At 64.4% G+C, this 18,016-nt stretch carries 19 protein-coding genes, 1 tRNA gene and 1 pseudogene; 12 read left to right on the plus strand and 9 right to left on the minus strand.

Annotated elements, in window-relative coordinates; translation table 11 throughout:
* The first annotated feature begins 15 nt into the window (after positions 1 to 15).
* A pseudogene (locus P6U28_RS34965) lies at positions 16 to 620 on the plus strand (pyridoxamine 5'-phosphate oxidase family protein).
* Positions 621 to 792: 172 nt separating this feature from the next.
* Here P6U28_RS34965 and P6U28_RS34970 read toward each other — a convergent pair.
* Positions 793 to 1,524 (minus strand): SDR family NAD(P)-dependent oxidoreductase, encoded by a 732-nt coding sequence (locus P6U28_RS34970; protein WP_407120672.1) that lies wholly within the window; start codon positions 1,522 to 1,524, stop codon positions 793 to 795.
* Positions 1,525 to 1,914: 390 nt separating this feature from the next.
* On the opposite strand from P6U28_RS34970, the gene P6U28_RS34975 reads away from it, so the two are divergent.
* Positions 1,915 to 2,160 (plus strand): hypothetical protein, encoded by a 246-nt coding sequence (locus tag P6U28_RS34975; protein ID WP_122406964.1) that lies wholly within the window; start codon positions 1,915 to 1,917, stop codon positions 2,158 to 2,160.
* Entirely contained in the window at positions 2,157 to 3,104 is a 948-nt protein-coding gene (locus P6U28_RS34980; RefSeq protein WP_209295486.1) for an aliphatic sulfonate ABC transporter substrate-binding protein, read from the plus strand. The genes P6U28_RS34975 and P6U28_RS34980 overlap by 4 nt, the downstream gene beginning before the upstream one ends.
* A gap of 14 nt (positions 3,105 to 3,118) precedes the next feature.
* Here P6U28_RS34980 and P6U28_RS34985 read toward each other — a convergent pair whose 3' ends face one another.
* The 4 genes from P6U28_RS34985 to P6U28_RS35000 form a co-directional block, all read right to left on the minus strand.
* Positions 3,119 to 3,622, minus strand: a complete 504-nt coding sequence (locus P6U28_RS34985; protein WP_122405950.1) for a DUF6496 domain-containing protein — start codon at positions 3,620 to 3,622, stop codon at positions 3,119 to 3,121.
* A 68-nt stretch (positions 3,623 to 3,690) separates the two neighbouring features.
* Positions 3,691 to 4,473, minus strand: coding sequence for an alpha/beta fold hydrolase (locus tag P6U28_RS34990; RefSeq protein WP_209295487.1), 783 nt, complete (start codon positions 4,471 to 4,473; stop codon positions 3,691 to 3,693).
* A 4-nt stretch (positions 4,474 to 4,477) separates the two neighbouring features.
* Positions 4,478 to 5,773 carry an O-acetylhomoserine aminocarboxypropyltransferase gene (locus P6U28_RS34995; RefSeq protein WP_209295488.1) on the minus strand — a complete coding sequence of 432 codons (1,296 nt, stop codon included), beginning with the start codon at positions 5,771 to 5,773 and terminating at the stop codon, positions 4,478 to 4,480.
* 238 nt (positions 5,774 to 6,011) lie between these two features.
* The gene (locus tag P6U28_RS35000) at positions 6,012 to 6,812 is read right to left on the minus strand and encodes an IclR family transcriptional regulator (RefSeq protein WP_162500485.1); all 801 of its coding nucleotides are present in this window, start codon (positions 6,810 to 6,812) and stop codon (positions 6,012 to 6,014) included.
* 139 nt (positions 6,813 to 6,951) lie between these two features.
* Between P6U28_RS35000 and P6U28_RS35005 the strand changes: the two genes are divergently transcribed.
* From P6U28_RS35005 to P6U28_RS35030, 6 genes are read left to right on the plus strand one after another with little or no spacing between them, the layout of a single operon-like run.
* Positions 6,952 to 7,917, plus strand: coding sequence for a tripartite tricarboxylate transporter substrate binding protein (locus P6U28_RS35005; RefSeq protein WP_209295489.1), 966 nt, complete (start codon positions 6,952 to 6,954; stop codon positions 7,915 to 7,917).
* Between the two features lie 3 nt (positions 7,918 to 7,920).
* A complete protein-coding gene (locus P6U28_RS35010; RefSeq protein ID WP_122405945.1) occupies positions 7,921 to 8,538 on the plus strand; it encodes a flavin reductase family protein in 618 nt (205 codons plus the stop codon).
* Between the two features lie 51 nt (positions 8,539 to 8,589).
* Positions 8,590 to 9,450 (plus strand): fumarylacetoacetate hydrolase family protein, encoded by an 861-nt coding sequence (locus P6U28_RS35015; protein WP_209295490.1) that lies wholly within the window; start codon positions 8,590 to 8,592, stop codon positions 9,448 to 9,450.
* A 3-nt stretch (positions 9,451 to 9,453) separates the two neighbouring features.
* A complete protein-coding gene (gene hpaH, locus P6U28_RS35020) occupies positions 9,454 to 10,257 on the plus strand; it encodes a 2-oxo-hept-4-ene-1,7-dioate hydratase (protein WP_209295491.1) in 804 nt (267 codons plus the stop codon).
* A gap of 22 nt (positions 10,258 to 10,279) precedes the next feature.
* Positions 10,280 to 10,675 (plus strand): RidA family protein, encoded by a 396-nt coding sequence (locus P6U28_RS35025; protein ID WP_129144597.1) that lies wholly within the window; start codon positions 10,280 to 10,282, stop codon positions 10,673 to 10,675.
* A 12-nt stretch (positions 10,676 to 10,687) separates the two neighbouring features.
* A complete protein-coding gene (locus tag P6U28_RS35030; RefSeq protein WP_122405941.1) occupies positions 10,688 to 11,563 on the plus strand; it encodes an amidohydrolase in 876 nt (291 codons plus the stop codon).
* A 166-nt stretch (positions 11,564 to 11,729) separates the two neighbouring features.
* Here the strand turns inward: P6U28_RS35030 and P6U28_RS35035 are convergent, their stop codons facing one another.
* Positions 11,730 to 12,737, minus strand: a complete 1,008-nt coding sequence (locus P6U28_RS35035) for an LLM class flavin-dependent oxidoreductase (protein ID WP_209295492.1) — start codon at positions 12,735 to 12,737, stop codon at positions 11,730 to 11,732.
* 112 nt (positions 12,738 to 12,849) lie between these two features.
* On the opposite strand from P6U28_RS35035, the gene P6U28_RS35040 reads away from it, so the two are divergent.
* Positions 12,850 to 13,335, plus strand: coding sequence for a Crp/Fnr family transcriptional regulator (locus P6U28_RS35040; protein ID WP_129144600.1), 486 nt, complete (start codon positions 12,850 to 12,852; stop codon positions 13,333 to 13,335).
* Between the two features lie 917 nt (positions 13,336 to 14,252).
* Here P6U28_RS35040 and P6U28_RS35045 read toward each other — a convergent pair.
* Positions 14,253 to 15,251 carry an IS110 family transposase gene (locus P6U28_RS35045; RefSeq protein WP_122402735.1) on the minus strand — a complete coding sequence of 333 codons (999 nt, stop codon included), beginning with the start codon at positions 15,249 to 15,251 and terminating at the stop codon, positions 14,253 to 14,255.
* Positions 15,252 to 15,779: 528 nt separating this feature from the next.
* On the opposite strand from P6U28_RS35045, the gene P6U28_RS35050 reads away from it, so the two are divergent.
* Entirely contained in the window at positions 15,780 to 16,721 is a 942-nt protein-coding gene (locus tag P6U28_RS35050; RefSeq protein ID WP_407123140.1) for an IS110 family transposase, read from the plus strand.
* A gap of 287 nt (positions 16,722 to 17,008) precedes the next feature.
* On the opposite strand, the gene P6U28_RS35055 is transcribed toward P6U28_RS35050, so the two are convergent.
* Together P6U28_RS35055 and P6U28_RS35060 are read right to left on the minus strand one after the other, a co-directional pair.
* A complete protein-coding gene (locus tag P6U28_RS35055; RefSeq protein WP_209295493.1) occupies positions 17,009 to 17,359 on the minus strand; it encodes a RidA family protein in 351 nt (116 codons plus the stop codon).
* A 60-nt stretch (positions 17,360 to 17,419) separates the two neighbouring features.
* Positions 17,420 to 17,494: transfer RNA gene (locus P6U28_RS35060), tRNA-Thr, on the minus strand.
* Between the two features lie 314 nt (positions 17,495 to 17,808).
* Here P6U28_RS35060 and P6U28_RS35065 point away from each other — a divergent pair.
* Entirely contained in the window at positions 17,809 to 18,000 is a 192-nt protein-coding gene (locus P6U28_RS35065) for a hypothetical protein (protein ID WP_122405936.1), read from the plus strand.
* Positions 18,001 to 18,016 lie beyond the last annotated feature (16 nt).

Below are 18,016 nucleotides of genomic sequence, written 5' to 3' on the forward strand. Positions count from 1 at the left end.
CAAGGAGAGAGTGGAATGACGGTGATCGAAACGGTCGAACAGCTGGAGGCCATCTACGGCGCCACCAATGACGCCTCGACCGTGAAAGTCGCCGACCACGTCACGCCGCTCTACCGCATCTTCATCGAGAAGGCACCGTTCGCCGCGCTCGCCACCATCGGACCGGAGGGCATCGATTGCTCGCCGCGCTGCCCGGCTTCGTCCGCATTCACGATCCCAAGACGCTGATGCTGCCGGACCGCCGCGGCAACAACCGGGTCGATTCCCTGCGCAACATCGTGCGCGATCCCAGGGTGTCGCTGATGTTCCTGATCCCCGGCTCCGGCAATGCCGTCCGCGCCAATGGTCGCGCGCATCTGTCGATCGATCCGGACGTGCTGGCCTCGTTCAAGGTTGATGGCAAGGCGCCGCGCAGTGTCATGGTGATGAACGTGGAGGAAATCTACTTCCAGTGCGCCCGCGCCATCGTCCGCTCCGATCTCTGGAATCCGGACAAGCGCGTCGATCCCAAGACGCTGCCGACGCCGGGTCAGATTCTCGCCGAGATGAGTGACAACAAGGTCGGCGGCGCGGAGTACGACCGCATCTGGCCGGAGCGCGCTGCCGCGACGATGTGGTGAGCGTCCGCTCTCTCGTCTCCCTCGCCCCGTTCTTTTGGGGGAGAGGGCGGGGTGAGGGCCTCTCTCCGCACGTGAGATCGCCGTGGGACCTGTATCCCCTCACCCGGATTGCATCTTCGATGCAATCCGATCCCGCAAGCGGGGAGAGGGGAAGCAAGCCCGTCGCTCCGCTTCAGTTAAACGCCATCCCGCCGCTCAGCGCGACGGTCTGCCCGGTCATGTAGGCGTTGTCGACCAGCAGCATCACGGCTTTCGCAACTTCCTCCGCCGTGCCGAAGCGGCCGAGCGGGATGCGGCTGACGAGGCCGGGTTGGCCGCTCATCATGTCGGTCTCGATCAGCGAGGGCGCCACCGCATTGACGGTGATGCCTTCCTTCACCAGTCGCGCCGCATAGCCTCGCGTCAGCCCCTCCATGCCGGCCTTGGACGCATTGTAATGCGGGCCGATCGCGCCGGCGCCGCGCGCCGCGCCCGATGAGATGTTGACGATACGGCCCCATTTCCGCGCGCGCATCGTCGGCAGCACCGCCTGCGTACACAGAAAGGCGGATTTCAGATTGACCAGGATGGTGCGGTCGAAATCGTCTTCGGTGAGATCGTCGACGCTGCGTGTGATGGCGATGCCGGCATTGTTGACGAGGATGTCGATCGGACCAAGCCCGGCCGTGACGCGCTCGATCATGCCGGCCACGGCTTCGCGCTGCGAGACGTCGGCGGCGATGACGATGGCGCGGCCGCCCCGCTTGCCGATCTCGCTCGCCAGTTGCTCGGCCTGGCCGATTCTTTCGCGGCAGTTGATCGCCACCGCCGCGCCTGCTTCGGCCAGCGCACGGCAGACGGCCGCGCCAATTCCGCGCGAGCCTCCGGTCACGAGCGCCGTGCGCCCCTTCAGAGCATCCGCCATGCCTGGAACCTCCCAATCATCCGCTTGCCTTGCATCGATCGTATCATGCTTGCAGCTCACGCGCGTTGAACTCATCGCGAGATGAATCCGTCTGCCGGTGCTTGCGGCGGGAGAAACGCCCCAGCGCATGTGTCGCAAATATGGATAGCCATTTCATTGACCAATCGCGCCAACCGCTTGATATTCAGAGCGTCAAGACTGCTCCTCGAGCCCAAGCCGCACCATGACAACCGATCGCCAGCGCAATCAGAACGACATGCAAGCATGCATGACGCGGTGCTGCTTCTCGGTGGCAACGGGCGCCTGTTGTTGTTGCTGATCGTCTCCTGGCAACACCGCACACCGAAAGACGCAAAAGAGGAACGCCGAAATTCCGGCGAGCGAGCAGTCATGTCCCAAGCCCAGTCCAACGCCTACATCATCGAAATCCACGACCGCGCTGCCGGTATCATCACGAGAGATGAGCGCGGCTTCCGCTTCTTCTCCTCCGAGCGCCTGTTCGACAGCCTCGAGGGCCGCCAGTTCCGCTCGGCGCGAGAGGCCGAGCGGGCCGCCCGTGCCGTGTTGTCCGAGCGTAGCCGTCGCGCGAGCTCGCAACCTTCGCCAACTGATCTCACCGAAAGGGCCGCATTATGATCACCCGACGAAACATCCTAGCAACGACGCTCCTGCTCGCGACCGCCTTGGCCGCGCGCGCCGAGGACAAGCCGGCGGAAATCCGCATCGGCACGCAGAAGGGCGGCTTCTTCCCGGCGGTGCGCCAGCGCCAGACGCTCGAAAACGCCTTCAAGCCGCTCGGCATCGAGATCAAGTGGGTCGATTTCCAGTTCGGTCCGCCGCTGCTGGAGGCCATCAATGTCGGCAGCGTCGATTTCGGCTATGTCGGCGACTCCCCGCCGATCTTCGCGCAGGCCGGCGGCGCCAAGATACGCTACGTCGCCGCGGTGAAATCGGACGGCAACACCCAGGCGATTGTCGTGCCGAAGGATTCGCCGATTCACTCGCTGGCCGATCTCAAAGGCAAGCGCATCGCCTTCGGCAAGGGATCGAGCGCGCATAATCTCCTCGTTGCGGCGCTCGAAAAGGCCGGCCTGTCCTGGTCCGACATCACGCCGGCGCCGCTCGCGCCGGCCGATGCGACGGCCGCCTTCGTCAAGGGGTCGGTCGATGCCTGGTCGATCTGGGATCCGTATCTGGCGCTTGCCGAATTGAAGGAGAACGCGCGCGTCATCGCCTTCGACAAGGACGTACACAGGCCGAATGCGTTCTACATCGCCAACACCGATTTCGTGGAGAAGTATCCGGCGCTGGTCGCGAAGCTCAACACGACCTTCGCGTCCGAAGGCGTCTGGGCCAACGAGCACCACGAGGACGTCGCCAAAGCGCAGGCGGACGCGACCGGCGTCGACATCGAGGCCGTCAGGCGTTTCGTGGATCGCTCCAACTTCCGCGTCGTGCCGCTGGATGCCGAAATTGTCGCAAGCCAGCAGGCCGTCGCTGATCGTTTCGCAAAGCTCGGCCTGATCCCGAAGCCGGTCACCATCTCCGACATCGTCTGGAAATGGACGCCGGGCTCCTGAACCGGCGCGCCTGATCAACTCCGGCGGCGCGCCCTGGTGCGTGCCGCCTTCTTGGCGGCGGCGGAGCGGACCTTCGATCCCTTGGTGTGGCTCGCTTTCCGCGCGGCAGCCGAGCGGGACGCTGCGGTTCGCCGGCTTGCAGCCTGCTTGGCCTGCTTCGACAGCGCGCCGCGCGATGCGGTCGACCGCGGCTCCTTCTTCAACACGCCTTCGACGGCACGTGACACGCGCGGGCGGCGTTTCGCGGTGCGCTTGCCCTGGCCCACCTCATAGGCATATTTGGCGCTGCGGCGTGTCGCCTTCTTGGTGCGCCCTTTGCGCGGCGGCGGCAGATCGACGCCGGCGCGACGCGCTTCGGACAGGCCGATCGCGATCGCCTGCTTGGTCGAGCGCGCTCCGTGCTTGCCCTTGCGAATTTTGTCGATCTCGTCCTTGACGAATTCGCCGGCCTGCGTGCTGGCCGACTTGCCGGCACGCTTGTCCCGCCTGGCTTTGCGAATGACTTCTTGTCTTGGCATGGTCGAGTTCCCCTTCGTGATTGGCAGGGATATCTGACGCAACGCGCAAGGGAGAAGATCGATCCGTTTTAGTTCCTCAGCGCGGCCAGCAACTCATCCGGCCGCTCGGCCATGATCATGTGGCCGGCGCCCTTCACCACGATGGTCTTTGCGTGCGGGATCGCGGCGGCGAGCGCCTTGCCGGCCTTGGCCGGTGTCATCATGTCCCGCTCGCCAAGAATGAGCGTCGTCGGCACCTTCACGGTTGCGGCAGCGGTCAGAGCATTGGCGTAGGCATTGCAGGCCGACAGATCCTTGAACAGGACACCCGGCTCGCAAGCCCTCAGCACCGCCTGCGCACCGCCATGCATCCACAGGCCCGGCGCGAGGCTGCCGCCGAGCTCGGCCTTGAAGCCGAGGCCCCAGATCGAGACCATGTCGTTGGCATCCTGCGAGTTGGCTTCGGCCGCCTTCAAGAGATCCGGGCCGACCGTCATGGTCGCGGCGGTGCCGATCAGGCTCAGCGCGGAGACCTTGTCGGGATGCCGCGCGGTGGTCTCCAGCGAGATCAGCGAGCCCATGGAATGGCCGATCAGATGCGCCTTCGCGGCTCCCGCCGCTTCGAGCAGCGCCGCCGTCCAGTCGGCCATCTCCGCGATGCTGCCGAGCGAAGGTCCGGCCGAGCGGCCGTGGCCCGGGAGGTCCGGCGCGAGAACGGAAAAACCATGATGGGCGAACCAGCGCGTATGCAGCGCCCAGGTCGAATGATCGAAGCCGGCGCCATGGATGAAGACGACCGGGGGCAGGGACTTGTCGAAATCGCGGCCGCCGGTTGCGACGAATACCTCGGTGCCGTTGACGGAAAGCTTCATGGTGTCAGGCCTTTTGCGAGATGCGGAGCGCTTGGTTGAGGTCGTCGATGATGTCGCTTGCGGTCTCGATGCCGACCGAGAGGCGCACCAGCTCCTCGCCGATGCCGGCGGCCTTGAGCTGCTCGGCGTCCATCTGCTGATGCGTGGTCGAGGCGGGATGGATCACCAGCGTCTTGGCGTCGCCGACATTGGCGAGATGGCTGATCATGCGCAGCGATTCGATGAACTTGCGGCCTGCCGGCCGCCCGCCCTTGATGCCGAAGGACACGATCGAGCCGGCGCCGCGCGGCAGCAGCGTCTTGGCGAGCTGGTAGTCGGGGTGGTCCTCCAGTGACGGATGCAGCACCCAGTCGACGGCCTTGTTGGCCTTCAGTGCTTCCAGCACGAGATAAGTGTTCTGCATGTGGCGGTCCATGCGCACCGGAAGCGTCTCGACGCCCTGCAGCAGCTGGAACGCGTTGGTCGGCGACAGGCAGGCGCCGAAATCGCGCAGGCCTTCCGTGCGGGCGCGCATGATGAAGGCGGCCGTGCCGAACTGCTCGTCGAAGACGATGCCGTGATAGCCGCCGTAGGGCTCGGTCAGCACGCCGAACTTGCCCGATGCGCGCCAGTCGAACCGGCCGCCATCGACGATGGCGCCGCCGATCGCGATGCCGTGGCCGCCGATCCATTTGGTCGCCGAATGCATGACGATGTCGGCCCCTAACTCGATCGGCCGGCTGAGATAGGGCGTAGCGAAGGTGTTGTCGATCAGCAGCGGGATCTTTGCCTCATGCGCGATCGCCGCGACCTTGGGCATGTCGAGCACCTCGAGGCCGGGATTGCCGATGGTCTCGCCGATCACGAGTTTCGTGTTCGGCCTGATCGCCGCGCGGAACGCGTCGAGATCGCGTGGTTTCACAAACGTCGTGGTGATGCCGAAGCGCGGCAGCGTGTGCGCGAGCAGGTTGATGGTGCCGCCATAGAGCGAGCTCGACGCCACGATGTGGTCGCCGGCACTCAGCAGCGTCGCGATGGCCAGGTGCATCGCCGCCTGACCGCTCGCGGTGCAGATCGCGCCGACGCCGCCTTCAAGCGCCGCGAGCCGCTCCTCCAGGACGCCGGTGGTGGGGTTGGAGATGCGGGTATAGATGTGGCCGGCGCGCTCCAGGTTGAACAGCGCCGCGGCGTGGTCGGAATCCTGGAATACGTAGGACGTGGTCTGGTAGATCGGCACCGCACGGGCGCCGGTCACGGGATCCGGATGCTGGCCCGCATGCAGGCTCAGGGTCTCGAAGGCAGGCGGCTTTGGCGCGGGCATGCGTGGCCTCGTTGGTCGGTCAGCGATGGCGGGCGTTGTGCCATAAAACGACGCACGAAGTCAGCCATTGACAGCGCCGCACGCCGGTGCGCTCCCTCGCCCGTTCTTACGGGGAGAGGGTTGGGGTGAGGGGCTCTCTCCGCGAAGACGGTGGCAGTTAGACTCGCGGAGACTCCCCCTCACCCGGAAAGCTCCCGCAAGTTCCGGCCTCTCCCCGCGAACAGGTCCCGTCCGCGCTTCAGCCTCCGATCGCCTGCTCGATGATCCGCGCCTCCCGCAGCAATATCTCCGCGACCTCCTGCTCGCGGCGCGGGCCGAGCCTCGTCCGAACGGCGGAGACGGTCATCGCCGCGGCGGGCTGTCCGTCGGGAGTCTTGATCCAGGTCGAGATCGATTTCGTCCCCTGCACCAGGCCGATCTCTCTCATGCCGTAGCCCAGCCGCCTGGCAGCGGTGACCTCGCCGAGCACCGTCGCGACGTCGGTCCGGTAGGGCTCGAACCGCTTCTCGTTCGCCGCGACGATCTTTCGCGCCTCCTGCGCCGGCATTGCGGCGAGGATGGCGACGCCGGCGCTGGAAACGCCGAGAGGCCGGCGCGCGCCGACCTCGATCGACAGCACCTGGATCGGATAAACGCCGATCCGGCGATCGACGCAGAGCGTGTCGTTCCCGGTGCGCACCGTCAGGAACAGCGTGTCGCCGATCTCGGCAGATGCGCGCTGCAGCGACGGATTTGCGGCGACCAAGAGCCGCGACGGCCGCGGTCGTGCCAGTGCCAGCTCCGGCACCTGGTTGCCGATCGCGTAGCGGCCGCTCCTGCCATGTCGCTCGACGATGCCTTCCTCGATCAGCACGTGGACGATGCGATGCACGGTCGGGCGGGTGAGGCCCGTCGCCCGGATCACCTCGGCCAATGGCACACCTTCTTCACGACCTGCGGCAAGGATGCGCAGCACCGCGAGCGCGCGCCGGATCGCCTGCGCGCCCTGTCGCGGTTCCACGGCGCTGCGGACGGATTTAGGTGATCGTCCCTTGTCCATATTATGGACAAGAACGCCACAATTCACTCGACAGGGCAAGCGCGCATCTGAAGATTGCGCTCCGATCGGAATGCCTTGTGAGCTGCTTGCACGACATCAAGGATTCGACGTGAGTTGGAAGCGCCGCCGGGAGGTCAACATGAGATCAATCTGGATTGCCATAGCTGCCGCCACCGCGATGCTGGCTGCGCCGGCGTCGGGCCAGCAATGGCCGGCGCGCAACGTCAAGCTGATCGTGCCTTATCCCGCCGGCGGCAATGTCGATAGCGCCGCACGCATCATCGCCGACAAGCTCCAGGAAAAGCTCGGCCAGCCCTTCGTCATCGAGAACAAGGCCGGTGCCGGCGGCATGATCGCGGGCGAAGCCTTCGCGAAATCGGCGCCCGATGGCTACACCCTGTTCGTCGGAGCCAACGGCCCGGTGCTGTTCGCGACCGAGATCAACAAGCGCGACGCCTACGACTGGAAGAAGGATTTTCTCCCGATCTCGACGATCTCGATGACGCCGCTGGTGCTCGAGGTGCATCCGTCGGTGCAGGCCAACACGTTCAAGGAATTCATCGACCTCGCCAAGCGCGAGCCGGGCAAGCTGACCATGGCCTCGCCGGGCCCCGGCACCACCAATCATCTGCTCAGCGAGCTGATGCAGTCCAGCCTCGATCTGCAATGGGTCACGGCGCACTACCGCGGCAACGCGCCCGCCATCAATGACCTCCTCGGCGGTCAGGTGCAATTCGCGTTCGACCAGCTCACGGTCAGCTTGCAGCACATCAAGGCCGGCCTGTTCCGCGCGCTAGCCGTCACCAGTCCGCATCGCCTGAAGTCGCTGCCTGATGTGCCGACCTTCGCCGAGCTCGGCTACAAGGACTTCGACGGCCAGACGTTTACCGGCCTGTTCGCGCCCGCAGGCACGCCGGCGCCGATCGTCGACAAGCTGCACGAAACGCTCGTCGCGATCCTCAAAGACCCTGCGGTGATCGACAAATTCGAAAAACTCGGCGGCGAAGCCACCGCGATGACGCCGACCGAGTTCAAGGCTTATCTCGAGCGCGAGGACGCCAAGTGGATTCCGGTGGTGCGCAAGGCCAATATCAGGGCGGATTGACCGATGCGGATCGACCCCACCGAGCTCGGCGCCGAGCGCATCTACCGGCTGATGACCGGCATCGTGGTGCCGCGCCCGATCGCGTGGGTCACGAGCCTGTCGCGCAGCGGTGTGCTCAATCTCGCCCCCTTCAGCGCCTTCACCTTCGTCTCGCAGAAGCCGCCGATGCTCGCCATCAGCGTCGGCCGCAAGGGCGCCGACTACAAGGACACAGCGCACAACATCCTCGATACCGAGGAGTATGTGATTCATATCGCCGACACCCCGCTGATGTCGGCGGTGCACGACAGCTCCGTCGAGCATCCGCCTGAGATCAGCGAGGTCGAGCATCTCGGGCTCGAAACACTGCCTTGCGATCTCATCAAGGTACCGCGGCTTGCCGCCGCGCCGGTCGCGATGGAGTGTCGCTTCCGGCAATGCCTCGAATTCGGCGAGGCCAAGAGCCGGCTCATCGTCGGCGAGGTCGTGATGTTCCATTTGCGCGACGGTCTCGTGAACGACGGCAAGGTCGAGACCAAGGCGCTCGACCCGATCGCACGTATCGGCGGCCCGCGGTACGCCCGCCTCGGTGAGATCGTCACGCTCAACACCGTCTTCCAGACTCCCAAATCGAAGGACTGAGCGCGGGCCAGTCGTCGGCCAAGCTGCCTCAAGATCATTGGAGGAAATACAATGCGTCTCCTGAGCTATCTCCTGGACGGAGAGCTGCGCTACGGCGCGGCCGTGGAGGGCGGCGTGGTCGATCTGACCAGCCGCATCGGTCGCGACTTCTCGGATGTCAAAGCGCTGATCGCAGCCGATGCGCTCGCGGATGCGCAGGAGGCGGTGGCCGGACAGAAGCCGGACTATGCGCTGGATGAGCTCGTCCTGTTGCCGCCGGTGCTGGCGCCGGAGAAGCTCTGGTGCATCGGCGTCAACTACGCCGAGCGCAATGCAGAATATAAAGACAATTCGGACCTGCCCAAATATCCCAGCTTGTTCGTGCGCAGCATGTCCTCGATGACCGGCTCCGAGCAGCCGATCGAGAAACCGGGAGTCTCGGACCAGCTCGACTACGAAGGCGAGCTCGTCATCGTGATCGGGCAGGGCGGCCGTCACATCCCGCGCGAAAAGGCGTGGTCGCACATCTTCGGCATGACCTTGTGCAACGAGGGCACGGTCCGCGACTGGCTGCGCCACGGCAAGTTCAACGTCACGCAGGGCAAGAACTTTGACCGCTCCGGCAGCATCGGCCCGTGGATCGTCACGGCGGACGAGCTCGATCCGCGCGGGCCTCACGACATCGTCACGCGCGTCAACGGCGAGGTGCGGCAGCAGGACACCACCGAACGGCTGATGTTCCCGTTCGATTTCCTGATCTCCTATCTCTCCACCTTCGCCACGCTCAAGCCCGGCGACATGATCGTGACGGGCACGCCGACCGGCGCGGGCGCGCGCTTCGACCCGCCGCGCTGGCTCGAGATCGGCGACGTCGTCGAGGTCGAGTCCAGCCGCATCGGCGTGCTGCGCAACACCGTCGTCGCGGAGCAATAGAGCATGCTGGATAGCGCCACGATCGAACGCCTTGCCGGGCGGCTGGACGAGGCCGAGCGCAGCAAGACGCTGATCCCGATGTTCTCGAAGGACTATCCGGACTTCGGCATCGAGGACGCCTACGCCATCCAGCGCGCCTGGACAAAACTTCAGCTCGGCCGCGGCCGCGTCATCAAAGGGCACAAGATCGGCCTGACCTCGAAAGCCATGCAGAACGCGGTCGGCATCGCCGAGCCCGACTACGGCGTGCTGTTCGCCGACATGTTCTATGCCGACGCCACGCCCGTTCCGTTCGATCGTTTCCACGCGCCGCGCATCGAGGTCGAGCTCGCCTTCGTGCTGAAGGCGCCGCTGCGTGGCCCCGACTGCAGCATCTTCGACGTGCTCAACGCCACCGACTACGTCACACCCGCGCTGGAAATTCTGGAGACGCGCATGCATCGCGTCGATCCCGAGACCGGCAAGACGCGAAAAGTCATGGACACGATCTCGGACAATGCCGCGAACGCCGCGCTGGTTCTCGGCGGCCGACCGATCCGCCCGATGGATGCGGATCTGCGCTGGATCGGCGCACTGCTGTTCCGCAACGGCGAGATCGAGGAGACCGGCGTTGCCGCCGGCGTGCTCAACCACCCCGCCAACGGCATCGCCTGGCTCGCCAACCGTCTCGCGCCGCATGACGAGCATCTCGCCGCCGGCGAGGTGGTGCTGGCGGGATCGTTCACGCGTCCGGTCGACATCCGCCGCGGCGACACGTTTCATGCCGATTACGGCGCCTTCGGCTCGGTGTCGTGCCAGTTCGTCTGAATCAACAACCAGGGAGCGCACCATGAATGGTCAAACGCGGCGCAAGAGCATCCACATTGGCGGCTTCAAGCACGTCAATCCGATTCCGAACGCCTGCCGCATCGGCAATCTCGTGATGTCGGGCGTCATCTTGGGGCGCGATCCCGCGACCAATGCGATGCCGGATAGCCTCGAGGCGCAATGCGCCAACATGTTCGCGCATATGAAGGCGACGGTGGAGGCGGCCGGTGGCTCGACCTCCGACATCATCAAGATGACGGTGTGGCTGAAGGATCGCTCGCAGCGCGGCCCGGTCAATGTCGAGTGGCTCAAGATGTTTCCGGACGAGCATTCGCGGCCCGCGCGCCACGCGCTGCCTATGGACAACATGGACGGCGGTGCGCTGGTGCAGTGCGACTTCACCGCCGTGCTCGATTGAGGAGTTTTGCGCATGCCGACCTATCTGCCGTTCGATCCCAATCCGCGCCGCCCGCTGAAGGCGCCGCCGCCGAAGACCATCGACAGCCAATTCCATGTGTTAGGTCCGATCGAAAAATACCCGGAGCGTCCCGGCGCCGCGTATCGGATGCCGACCGCGACCTGGGAAGCGGCGCTGCGCATGCACAAGGCGCTCGGCATCGAGCGCGGCATCATCGTGCAGACCACGACCTACGGCGCCGACCATGCCGTCGTGCTCGACGGCCTCGCGGCGATGGGTCCGAACTATCGAGGCTGCGCCAATGCGCTGGTGTTTGCGGAGGCGAGTGATTCCTATCTGGCCAAGCTCCACGCTTCAGGCGTGCGCGGCGCGCGCTTCAGCTTCCGCCAGGAGCTCGGCGCGGTGCTGTCTGATGCCGATTTCGCCCGCGCCATCGCGCGCATCCGCGAGCTCGGCTGGTACGTCAAGATCCAGCCGGAGAAGGACGGCATCATGTCCAGCGTCGACAAGTACGAGAACCTCGACGTGCCCGTGCTGATCGACCACATGGCGCGTCCCGATCCGGAAGCCGGCAAGAACGATCCGAATCTGCGCAAGATGCTGGAGCTGCTCCAGAAGGGCAATTTCTGGGTCATGCTGTCGCTCGGCGAGAAGACCTCGAAGACTGGGGCTCCCTACGACGACGTGATCCCGATCGCGCGCGCCTATATCGAGGCTGCGCCCGACCGCTGCGTCTGGGCCAGCGACTGGCCGCATCCGGTGTCGGTGAAGCAGCCGCCGAACGACGCCGACCTGTTGGAGCTGATGTACCGCTACGCAGCGGACCAGGCGGAGCTGGAGAAGATTCTGGTGCACAATCCGGCGAAGTTGTTCGGGTTTGCGGATTGAAGGGGGCTGGCTTCAAGGTGACTTGAGAGGGCTGGGCGCTGAAGCCTCGACAGCGTCATGGCCGGGCTTGTCCCGGCCATCCACGTGTTGGCTCGGGCACAAGGACATGGATGCCCGGGACAAGCCCGGGCATGACGATCTTTCGAGAAGGCTCGACGTGCGTCGCTCACCCCGCCGGCTGCGCCGCCAGCCGATCCCGCACCTCGGCTGCGATCTCGAACGAGCGCAGCCGCGCGGCGTGGTCGTAGATCTGCCCCGTCGTCATCAATTCGTCCGCGCCGGTCTCGGCGATCAGCGTCTTCAACCTCTCTTCCACCACATCGGGCGAGCCGACCGCCGAGCACGACAGTGCTTGCGCAACACCGGCCTTCTCGGCCGGCGACCACAGCGCGTCCATGTCGTCGACGGGCGGCGGCAGCGGCCCGGGCGTGCCGCGGCGCAGATTGATGAACTGCTGCTGCAACGATGAGAACATCCGCTGCGCCTCCGCCTCGGTGTCTGCCGCGAACACGTTGACGCCGATCATCGCATAGGGCTTGTCGAGCTGCGCCGAAGGTTCGAACCGCGCGCGATATTCGCGCAGCGCCGGCATCATCATCTGCGGCGCGAAATGCGAGGCAAACGCAAAGGGCAGGCCGAGCATCGCCGCAAGCTGCGCGCCAAACGTGCTCGATCCCAGGATCCAGAGCGGCACCTTCGTCCCCATGCCGGGCACGGCGCGGATCGTCTGGCCGGGCTGCACGTCACCGAGCAGCGCCTGCAACTCGAGCACGTCATGAGGAAAATTCTCGGACGTGGTGGCGAGATCGCGCCGCAGCGCTCTTGCCGTGAACTGGTCGGTGCCCGGCGCGCGGCCGAGGCCCAGATCAATCCGTCCCGGATAGAGCGATTCCAGCGTGCCGAACTGCTCGGCGATGACCAGCGGCGAATGGTTCGGCAGCATGATCCCGCCGGAGCCGACGCGGATCGTCTTGGTCCCGCCCGCGACATGCCCGATCACCACTGAGGTCGCCGCGCTCGCGATCCCCGTCATGTTGTGATGCTCGGCCAGCCAGAAGCGTTTGTAGCCCCATTTCTCGGCGTGCTGCGCGAGATCGAGCGAATTGCGAAACGCCTGGGCGGCATCGCCACCCCGGCGGATCGGTGCGAGGTCGAGGATGGAGAAGGGGATCATGTGGAGAACCGGTGAGGGGCGCGCGATGTGCGCCGGGGTTCACATATAGGAGCCGCGCATGGGAATGTTAGCGTAGCTTGTCGCAGATGATGATGAGGCGTAGCTTTGCGGGATGGCTGTCAGCGCTCCCGATCTGAAAGCGTTCCTGCTCGCCACGCCCTTCTTCGGCGGTCTCTCCGACCCAAGCCTCGACTTCCTGATGTCGATGCTCGTCGAACGCCGCTTCGATGCCGGCGCGACTGTCGTTGTCGAAGGCGAGCCGGGACGTTCGATGTTCATCGTCCGATCCGGCCGGCTGGCCGTGAGCAAACGGGCGAATTCGGGAATCGTCATTCCGATCTCTGTTCTGGAGCCAGGCGATTTCTTCGGCGAGATGACGCTGATCGAGATGCAGAACCGCTCCGCTACGGTGGTCGCGGAGGCGACGACGGTGCTGTACGAACTCACGGCCCAGAAGCTTTACGCGTGCTACAAGGCCGACATCCATGCCTATGTGATCGTCCTGCAGAACATCAATCGCGAGCTTTGCCGGCGGCTGCGCCGGGCGGACGATCGTTTCGCGGCACTGTCGGTGGATGACGGCGATGATGTTGCGTAGGGACAGAGCAGTTGCGAAACCATCATGTTTCGCCACTGAGCAAAGCCTCGATGGGACTCAGCGATCACGACTTGTCGTGCGCGTATTTCTCCAGGACCAGCCGATTGTACTCGTCTCTCACGGCTCTCCGCGAGACATGCCCCTTCCGGTCTTTGGCGATTTTCAGAAGGTCAGGGTCGGTCGGTGCCCGTGATTTCCGCCTAAATCTCGCAAAGAGGGGGCTCGCAGGCTTCGACATCCTTCCAAACAGCCGGTCAAACCATCCCATGGTGTCCTCCCGGACAGGCCGCGAGCCAGAAGACTATCACCATGAAATTAGGTGTTCAACGCACAGTGTGACCGCACCTTTTCGTAGAGGCGGAACCGAAAGCCGATCGATCGCAACGCTTCTGACCCGTCGGGCAAAATACCCACCTCGCAACCAAACCCGTCAACCCCTTTTCATAAAAATATTCCGCTTTACCGAAATTCGGATTTGCTGCACTATTCCGCCATCCCGGTCCTCGAAGAGGGGCGATCGTACGTCGTAACGAACGTGGATCGGGGTGCGATGGACGCGGCAGCGCCGGGCACGCGAAGCGGGAGCAGGGCGAGATGAACCTCGTGAGGTCCTGGCTAGCGTGCGGACGGACGGCGCTGTGTCCGGCGAAGCTACTAAAGCGAAGCCGGGCCGACGCGTACGGCAAAACCGTGTGGTCCTGACCGTCGTTGCTACGGTCAAGCCTTGCGGAGATGCTTCGAGGCTCAACCGGGCCTGGAGGTATCGCCAATTCGCAAGGCGACGGAGGCCAGAAGGAACTCGGCTCCGGGGAGCAACTGTGTTGAAGTAGCCCGGCGATCGGCCGGCCTCAAGGCTGGCGCTGGCGCGCCACCGCCTCCGGCGGCTTCCGGCCTTGACCCCGTCCGCTCGCCGGTCTTCAGGGCGTGCAAGCGCTCGGCGGAAGCCGAGCGGAGTTGCTCACTTCGTACCGGCCGGCGTCCCATTTCTCGCCGCGTGCGATCATGACGTTCAGGATCACGATCAGCTTGCGCATGCAGGCGGTGAGCGCAACCTTCGGCTCCTTGCCTTTGGCGATCAGGCGATCGTAAAAGGCCTTGAGCACGGGGTTATGCCGGGTCGCGGCTCCCATGGACGCCATGTAGAAGACGTTGCGGACCTTGCGGCGTCCGCCCTGGATATGACGGACGCCCCGACGTTTGCCGCTGTCGTCGTCATAAGGCGCAGCACCCAGCAGGGCCGCGGCCACTTTGTTGCCTATCTGGCCGAGTTCCGGCATCGCCCCGATCAGTCCGGCGGATGTGCCCCCGGCAAGACCTGGTACGCTCTCGATGATCTCGGCGAGTTCGGCAAAACGCGGTGTGGTCTTGATCAGGGCTGCGATCGCTGCTTCCAGCTTGGCAATTTCGGCGGCGAGCCGCTTCAGCAGGCGATTTTGCATCTTCTGCACGACGTCAGGAGTGGAATGCTCCGTCCTGTTTCGCAAGCTCGTCTGCACGTCAATCAGAGCCTGGCGCGCACTCACGATCTGCGCCAGCTTCTCGCGTGCCGCATCGTAGGCTTGCCCCCTTGCCTCAATGAAGGTCTCGGCGAACCAGGCAATCATCTCCGCATCGATCGGATCGTTCTTGGCGAGCTGTCCAGCCGATTTGGCGAAGTTGCGCACCCGCTTTGGATCCACCACCAAGCCTTCGATACCATCCTGGCGTAGCACCTTGGCCCACTCCCGCTCATAACCACCGGAAGCCTCCATGGCGGCTTTGCCGACCTTGTGCTTGCGAAGCCAGCGGATCAGCGCTCGCCGACCTTCTGGGCTGCTCGCGAACGTCTGCCGTTGTGACAATGAGCGAATGCACACATCCACCTTGTCCTTGGCCACGTCGATGCCAGCGACAAGGACGTCGTTTTGTGCCATCATCTACTCCCTTCCTTGCTCGGTTCGGGCTCGAAGCCCATGCAACTGTTCGGGTTGAGGAAGACCACCGGATCTGTCCCTCGCTCCCCGACAGGCTCAAGGCCTTTGAGCACGAACGGGCTCAGATCCAGCGACGGGCGGTTTTGCGAGAACCGCCCGTTCGCACATTCTGGCAGATTTTCTGGACACAAGAGCAGGCATAAGCCGTCAAACCACTGCGCAGGGAAGGCCGTGTGTTGGGCTTCACCTGTATGCCGCTGTGCAGTTTTCTGCGTGTGCTTTCGCGCAGCGGACCGTGGGTGCCAGCCGGCACCCGGCCTTCCCCGGCCTTCCCTGCGCCCTTGTGTCCCCGAAATCTGCCAGAATGTGGCAACGGGCGGTTGGATCAGAACCGCCCGTTGCCGGAACTGAGCCCGTTGCGCCCAAAGGCGACAGAGCCTGCTAAAGAGCAAGGGACAGCTCCGGTGTCTTCCTGAACCCGAACAGTTGCAAGGGCTGCGAGCCCGTACCAGGCAAGGAAGGGAGTGGATGATGACACAAGACGATCTGGTTGTCGTCGGCATCGATGTCGCTAAAGACAAGATTGATGCGTGCATTCGGACCGTAACGGAGCGGAAGACTTGCCCAACAACCGCGGCGGGGCGACGGAGCTTGATTGCATGGCTTCGCAAGCATCAGGTCGGCAAGGCAGTGATGGAGGCAAGCGGCGGCTACGAGCGGGTATGGGCCAAGGCGTTGCGCCAAGCAGGGCTGGAAGTACGGATCGTCGATCCCAAACGGGTTCGCCACTTTGCGGAATCGGCGGGACGCCTTGCGAAAAATGACAAGATCGACGCGGAGATGATCTCCTGGTTCGCCGAGACATTCGGCGAGGCTCCCAGCCAAGTCGACAATCCCGCTCACGAGGAGATGAAGGCACTGGTGAAGGGACGCCAAGGCCTGCTTGACGTCAGGGCTCGCCTGGAAATGCAGAAGGAGCATGAGGCGCCGGCCCTTGTTCAGAAGGCTCGCGCGCGTCTTCTTAAGAAGCTGGCTGACGAAATCGCCGCGCTCGAGACCGCGATCGCGGCGACGATCAAGACAACGCCGGACTTTGCCAAACGTGCCGAGATCATCCAGAGCGTACCAGGCTTTGCTGAGGGGACCGCAATGGCGCTGCTTGGAGGACTACCGGAGCTGGGGCAGGTGAGCGACGAAGTTGCCGCCGCGTTGATGGGCGTTGCTCCTTATGACGATGATAGCGGCAAACGTCGAGGTGAACGCTGCATCAAGGGTGGCCGCCGCTGGGTGCGAAATGCCCTCTACATGCCCTGTGTCGGTGCCGCAACGCTGAACAATCCGGTGTTCAAGGCCTTCTACGAACGGCCGCCAAAGGTCGCGATCGTCGCCTGCATGCGCAAGCTGATCATCATCCTCAACACCATGATCGCGCGCGGCGAGACGTGGGATCCGAAGAAATACAGGGTGGCCTGACGAGCGCGCCTATCTCGCGCTCGGACCTCGGCCGAGCGCATGCAAAGCCAACAGACCGGTGAGCGGACGGGGTCAAGGCCGTCAGCCGCCGCAGGCGGGGGCGCGCCAGCGCCAGCCTTGAGGCCGGCCGATCGCCGGGCTACTTCGCCACAGTTGCTCTTCACAGAAGAGGGACAAGGAAACGAGCAAAACTCGGGCGTTTCGGGCCGCGAGAATGCTGCGGCGTGTGTGGAACACTGGTGCTGACGAAACGACCGAGCTTTCTGGCCTTGCGGGTTGCTTGTCTATTAGCGGCGGGCGGCGATCGCCGTCAGCTCCAGCCTGACGCCTGGACCGAGGTCCGCAACGCCAATGGCGGCACGCGCCGGCAGATGGTCCGCGGCGAAATAGCGCTTCCACACCTCGTTGAGCGCCGCCTTGTCGGCGAGATCAGTCAAAAAGATCGTCACCTGCAGAACGCAGGAGAGATCGGAGCCGGCCCCCTCGAGCAGGGTCTTCAACTGGCGCAGCACGTCGTCGGCCTGGCCTGCCATGTCGAGCCCCGCATCCTCGGGAACGATGCCGCCGAGATAGAGCACGCCATTATGCTCGACGATCTCGTGGAGCAGTCCTTCGTAGGGCAGGGAACGTTTGATCACGATCGCGTCTTCGGTCTGTTGCGGGCACGCTGGCCAGGCGGAGGGCTCGCTTGGGAGAACTGGTGCTGCCAGACAGGATTGAACTGTCGACCTCTCCATTACCAATGGAGTGCTCTACCACTGAGCTACGGCAGCATGTGCTGGGATCAGAATCGGCCGCCACGGGGGCCTACCAAGCGGGCCGATATCTGCCACAAGCCCCCCTCCTGTGCAAGCTTGCAAGCCCCGTCAAAACGAGAAAATCGGGTCGATATCGGGGTCAAAATGCCCGTTTTCGCTCGAAACGCGCGACTTTCCGCCAATTCGGGGACAATGCCCCCGCCAACTGGCCAGTTGGTGCAAGGCCCGGATTTGATCCATTTCGCGTTTCGCACGATCGGATCGCGTCGGCCTCTTGAGCTGCCATACTTCGGTGGCATCCTGCCGCTGATCCCGTGAATGGACCTTTGATGACCGACCAGAACGACAAGAGCGCGAGCCAGGCGAGAGCGTCCCGCGATGACCGCCTGAAATCCGCGCTGCGCGAGAACCTGAAGCGGCGGAAGGCGCAGGCGCGCGAACGCGCCGCAATCACCGACCCCTCGCAGAACGACGATCGTTCCCTAGATGAGGGGGCCGCCGGCAACAAGGCCGGCCGCTAGAATTTTGGAGTGCATG

It is taken from the genome of Bradyrhizobium sp. STM 3561, from assembly GCF_045571455.1.
In the GTDB taxonomy this organism is placed as follows: Bacteria; Pseudomonadota; Alphaproteobacteria; order Rhizobiales; family Xanthobacteraceae; genus Bradyrhizobium; species Bradyrhizobium vignae.

What these genes read in the sequence shown, in the direction of transcription:
- P6U28_RS35065 (WP_122405936.1), top strand. Translation starts at nt 17,809, where the DNA reads ATGACCGACCAGAACGACAAGAGCGCGAGCCAGGCGAGAGCGTCCCGC.
- P6U28_RS35030 (WP_122405941.1), top strand. Translation starts at nt 10,688, where the DNA reads ATGCCGACCTATCTGCCGTTCGATCCCAATCCGCGCCGCCCGCTGAAG.
- P6U28_RS34975 (WP_122406964.1), top strand. Translation starts at nt 1,915, where the DNA reads ATGTCCCAAGCCCAGTCCAACGCCTACATCATCGAAATCCACGACCGC.
- P6U28_RS34990 (WP_209295487.1), bottom strand. Translation starts at nt 4,473, where the DNA reads ATGAAGCTTTCCGTCAACGGCACCGAGGTATTCGTCGCAACCGGCGGC.
- P6U28_RS34985 (WP_122405950.1), bottom strand. Translation starts at nt 3,622, where the DNA reads ATGCCAAGACAAGAAGTCATTCGCAAAGCCAGGCGGGACAAGCGTGCC.
- P6U28_RS34970 (WP_407120672.1), bottom strand. Translation starts at nt 1,524, where the DNA reads ATGGCGGATGCTCTGAAGGGGCGCACGGCGCTCGTGACCGGAGGCTCG.
- P6U28_RS34980 (WP_209295486.1), top strand. Translation starts at nt 2,157, where the DNA reads ATGATCACCCGACGAAACATCCTAGCAACGACGCTCCTGCTCGCGACC.
- P6U28_RS35005 (WP_209295489.1), top strand. Translation starts at nt 6,952, where the DNA reads ATGAGATCAATCTGGATTGCCATAGCTGCCGCCACCGCGATGCTGGCT.
- P6U28_RS34995 (WP_209295488.1), bottom strand. Translation starts at nt 5,773, where the DNA reads ATGCCCGCGCCAAAGCCGCCTGCCTTCGAGACCCTGAGCCTGCATGCG.
- P6U28_RS35010 (WP_122405945.1), top strand. Translation starts at nt 7,921, where the DNA reads ATGCGGATCGACCCCACCGAGCTCGGCGCCGAGCGCATCTACCGGCTG.
- P6U28_RS35035 (WP_209295492.1), bottom strand. Translation starts at nt 12,737, where the DNA reads ATGATCCCCTTCTCCATCCTCGACCTCGCACCGATCCGCCGGGGTGGC.
- P6U28_RS35025 (WP_129144597.1), top strand. Translation starts at nt 10,280, where the DNA reads ATGAATGGTCAAACGCGGCGCAAGAGCATCCACATTGGCGGCTTCAAG.
- P6U28_RS35045 (WP_122402735.1), bottom strand. Translation starts at nt 15,251, where the DNA reads ATGATGGCACAAAACGACGTCCTTGTCGCTGGCATCGACGTGGCCAAG.
- hpaH (WP_209295491.1), top strand. Translation starts at nt 9,454, where the DNA reads ATGCTGGATAGCGCCACGATCGAACGCCTTGCCGGGCGGCTGGACGAG.
- P6U28_RS35050 (WP_407123140.1), top strand. Translation starts at nt 15,780, where the DNA reads ATGACACAAGACGATCTGGTTGTCGTCGGCATCGATGTCGCTAAAGAC.
- P6U28_RS35015 (WP_209295490.1), top strand. Translation starts at nt 8,590, where the DNA reads ATGCGTCTCCTGAGCTATCTCCTGGACGGAGAGCTGCGCTACGGCGCG.
- P6U28_RS35000 (WP_162500485.1), bottom strand. Translation starts at nt 6,812, where the DNA reads ATGGACAAGGGACGATCACCTAAATCCGTCCGCAGCGCCGTGGAACCG.
- P6U28_RS35040 (WP_129144600.1), top strand. Translation starts at nt 12,850, where the DNA reads ATGGCTGTCAGCGCTCCCGATCTGAAAGCGTTCCTGCTCGCCACGCCC.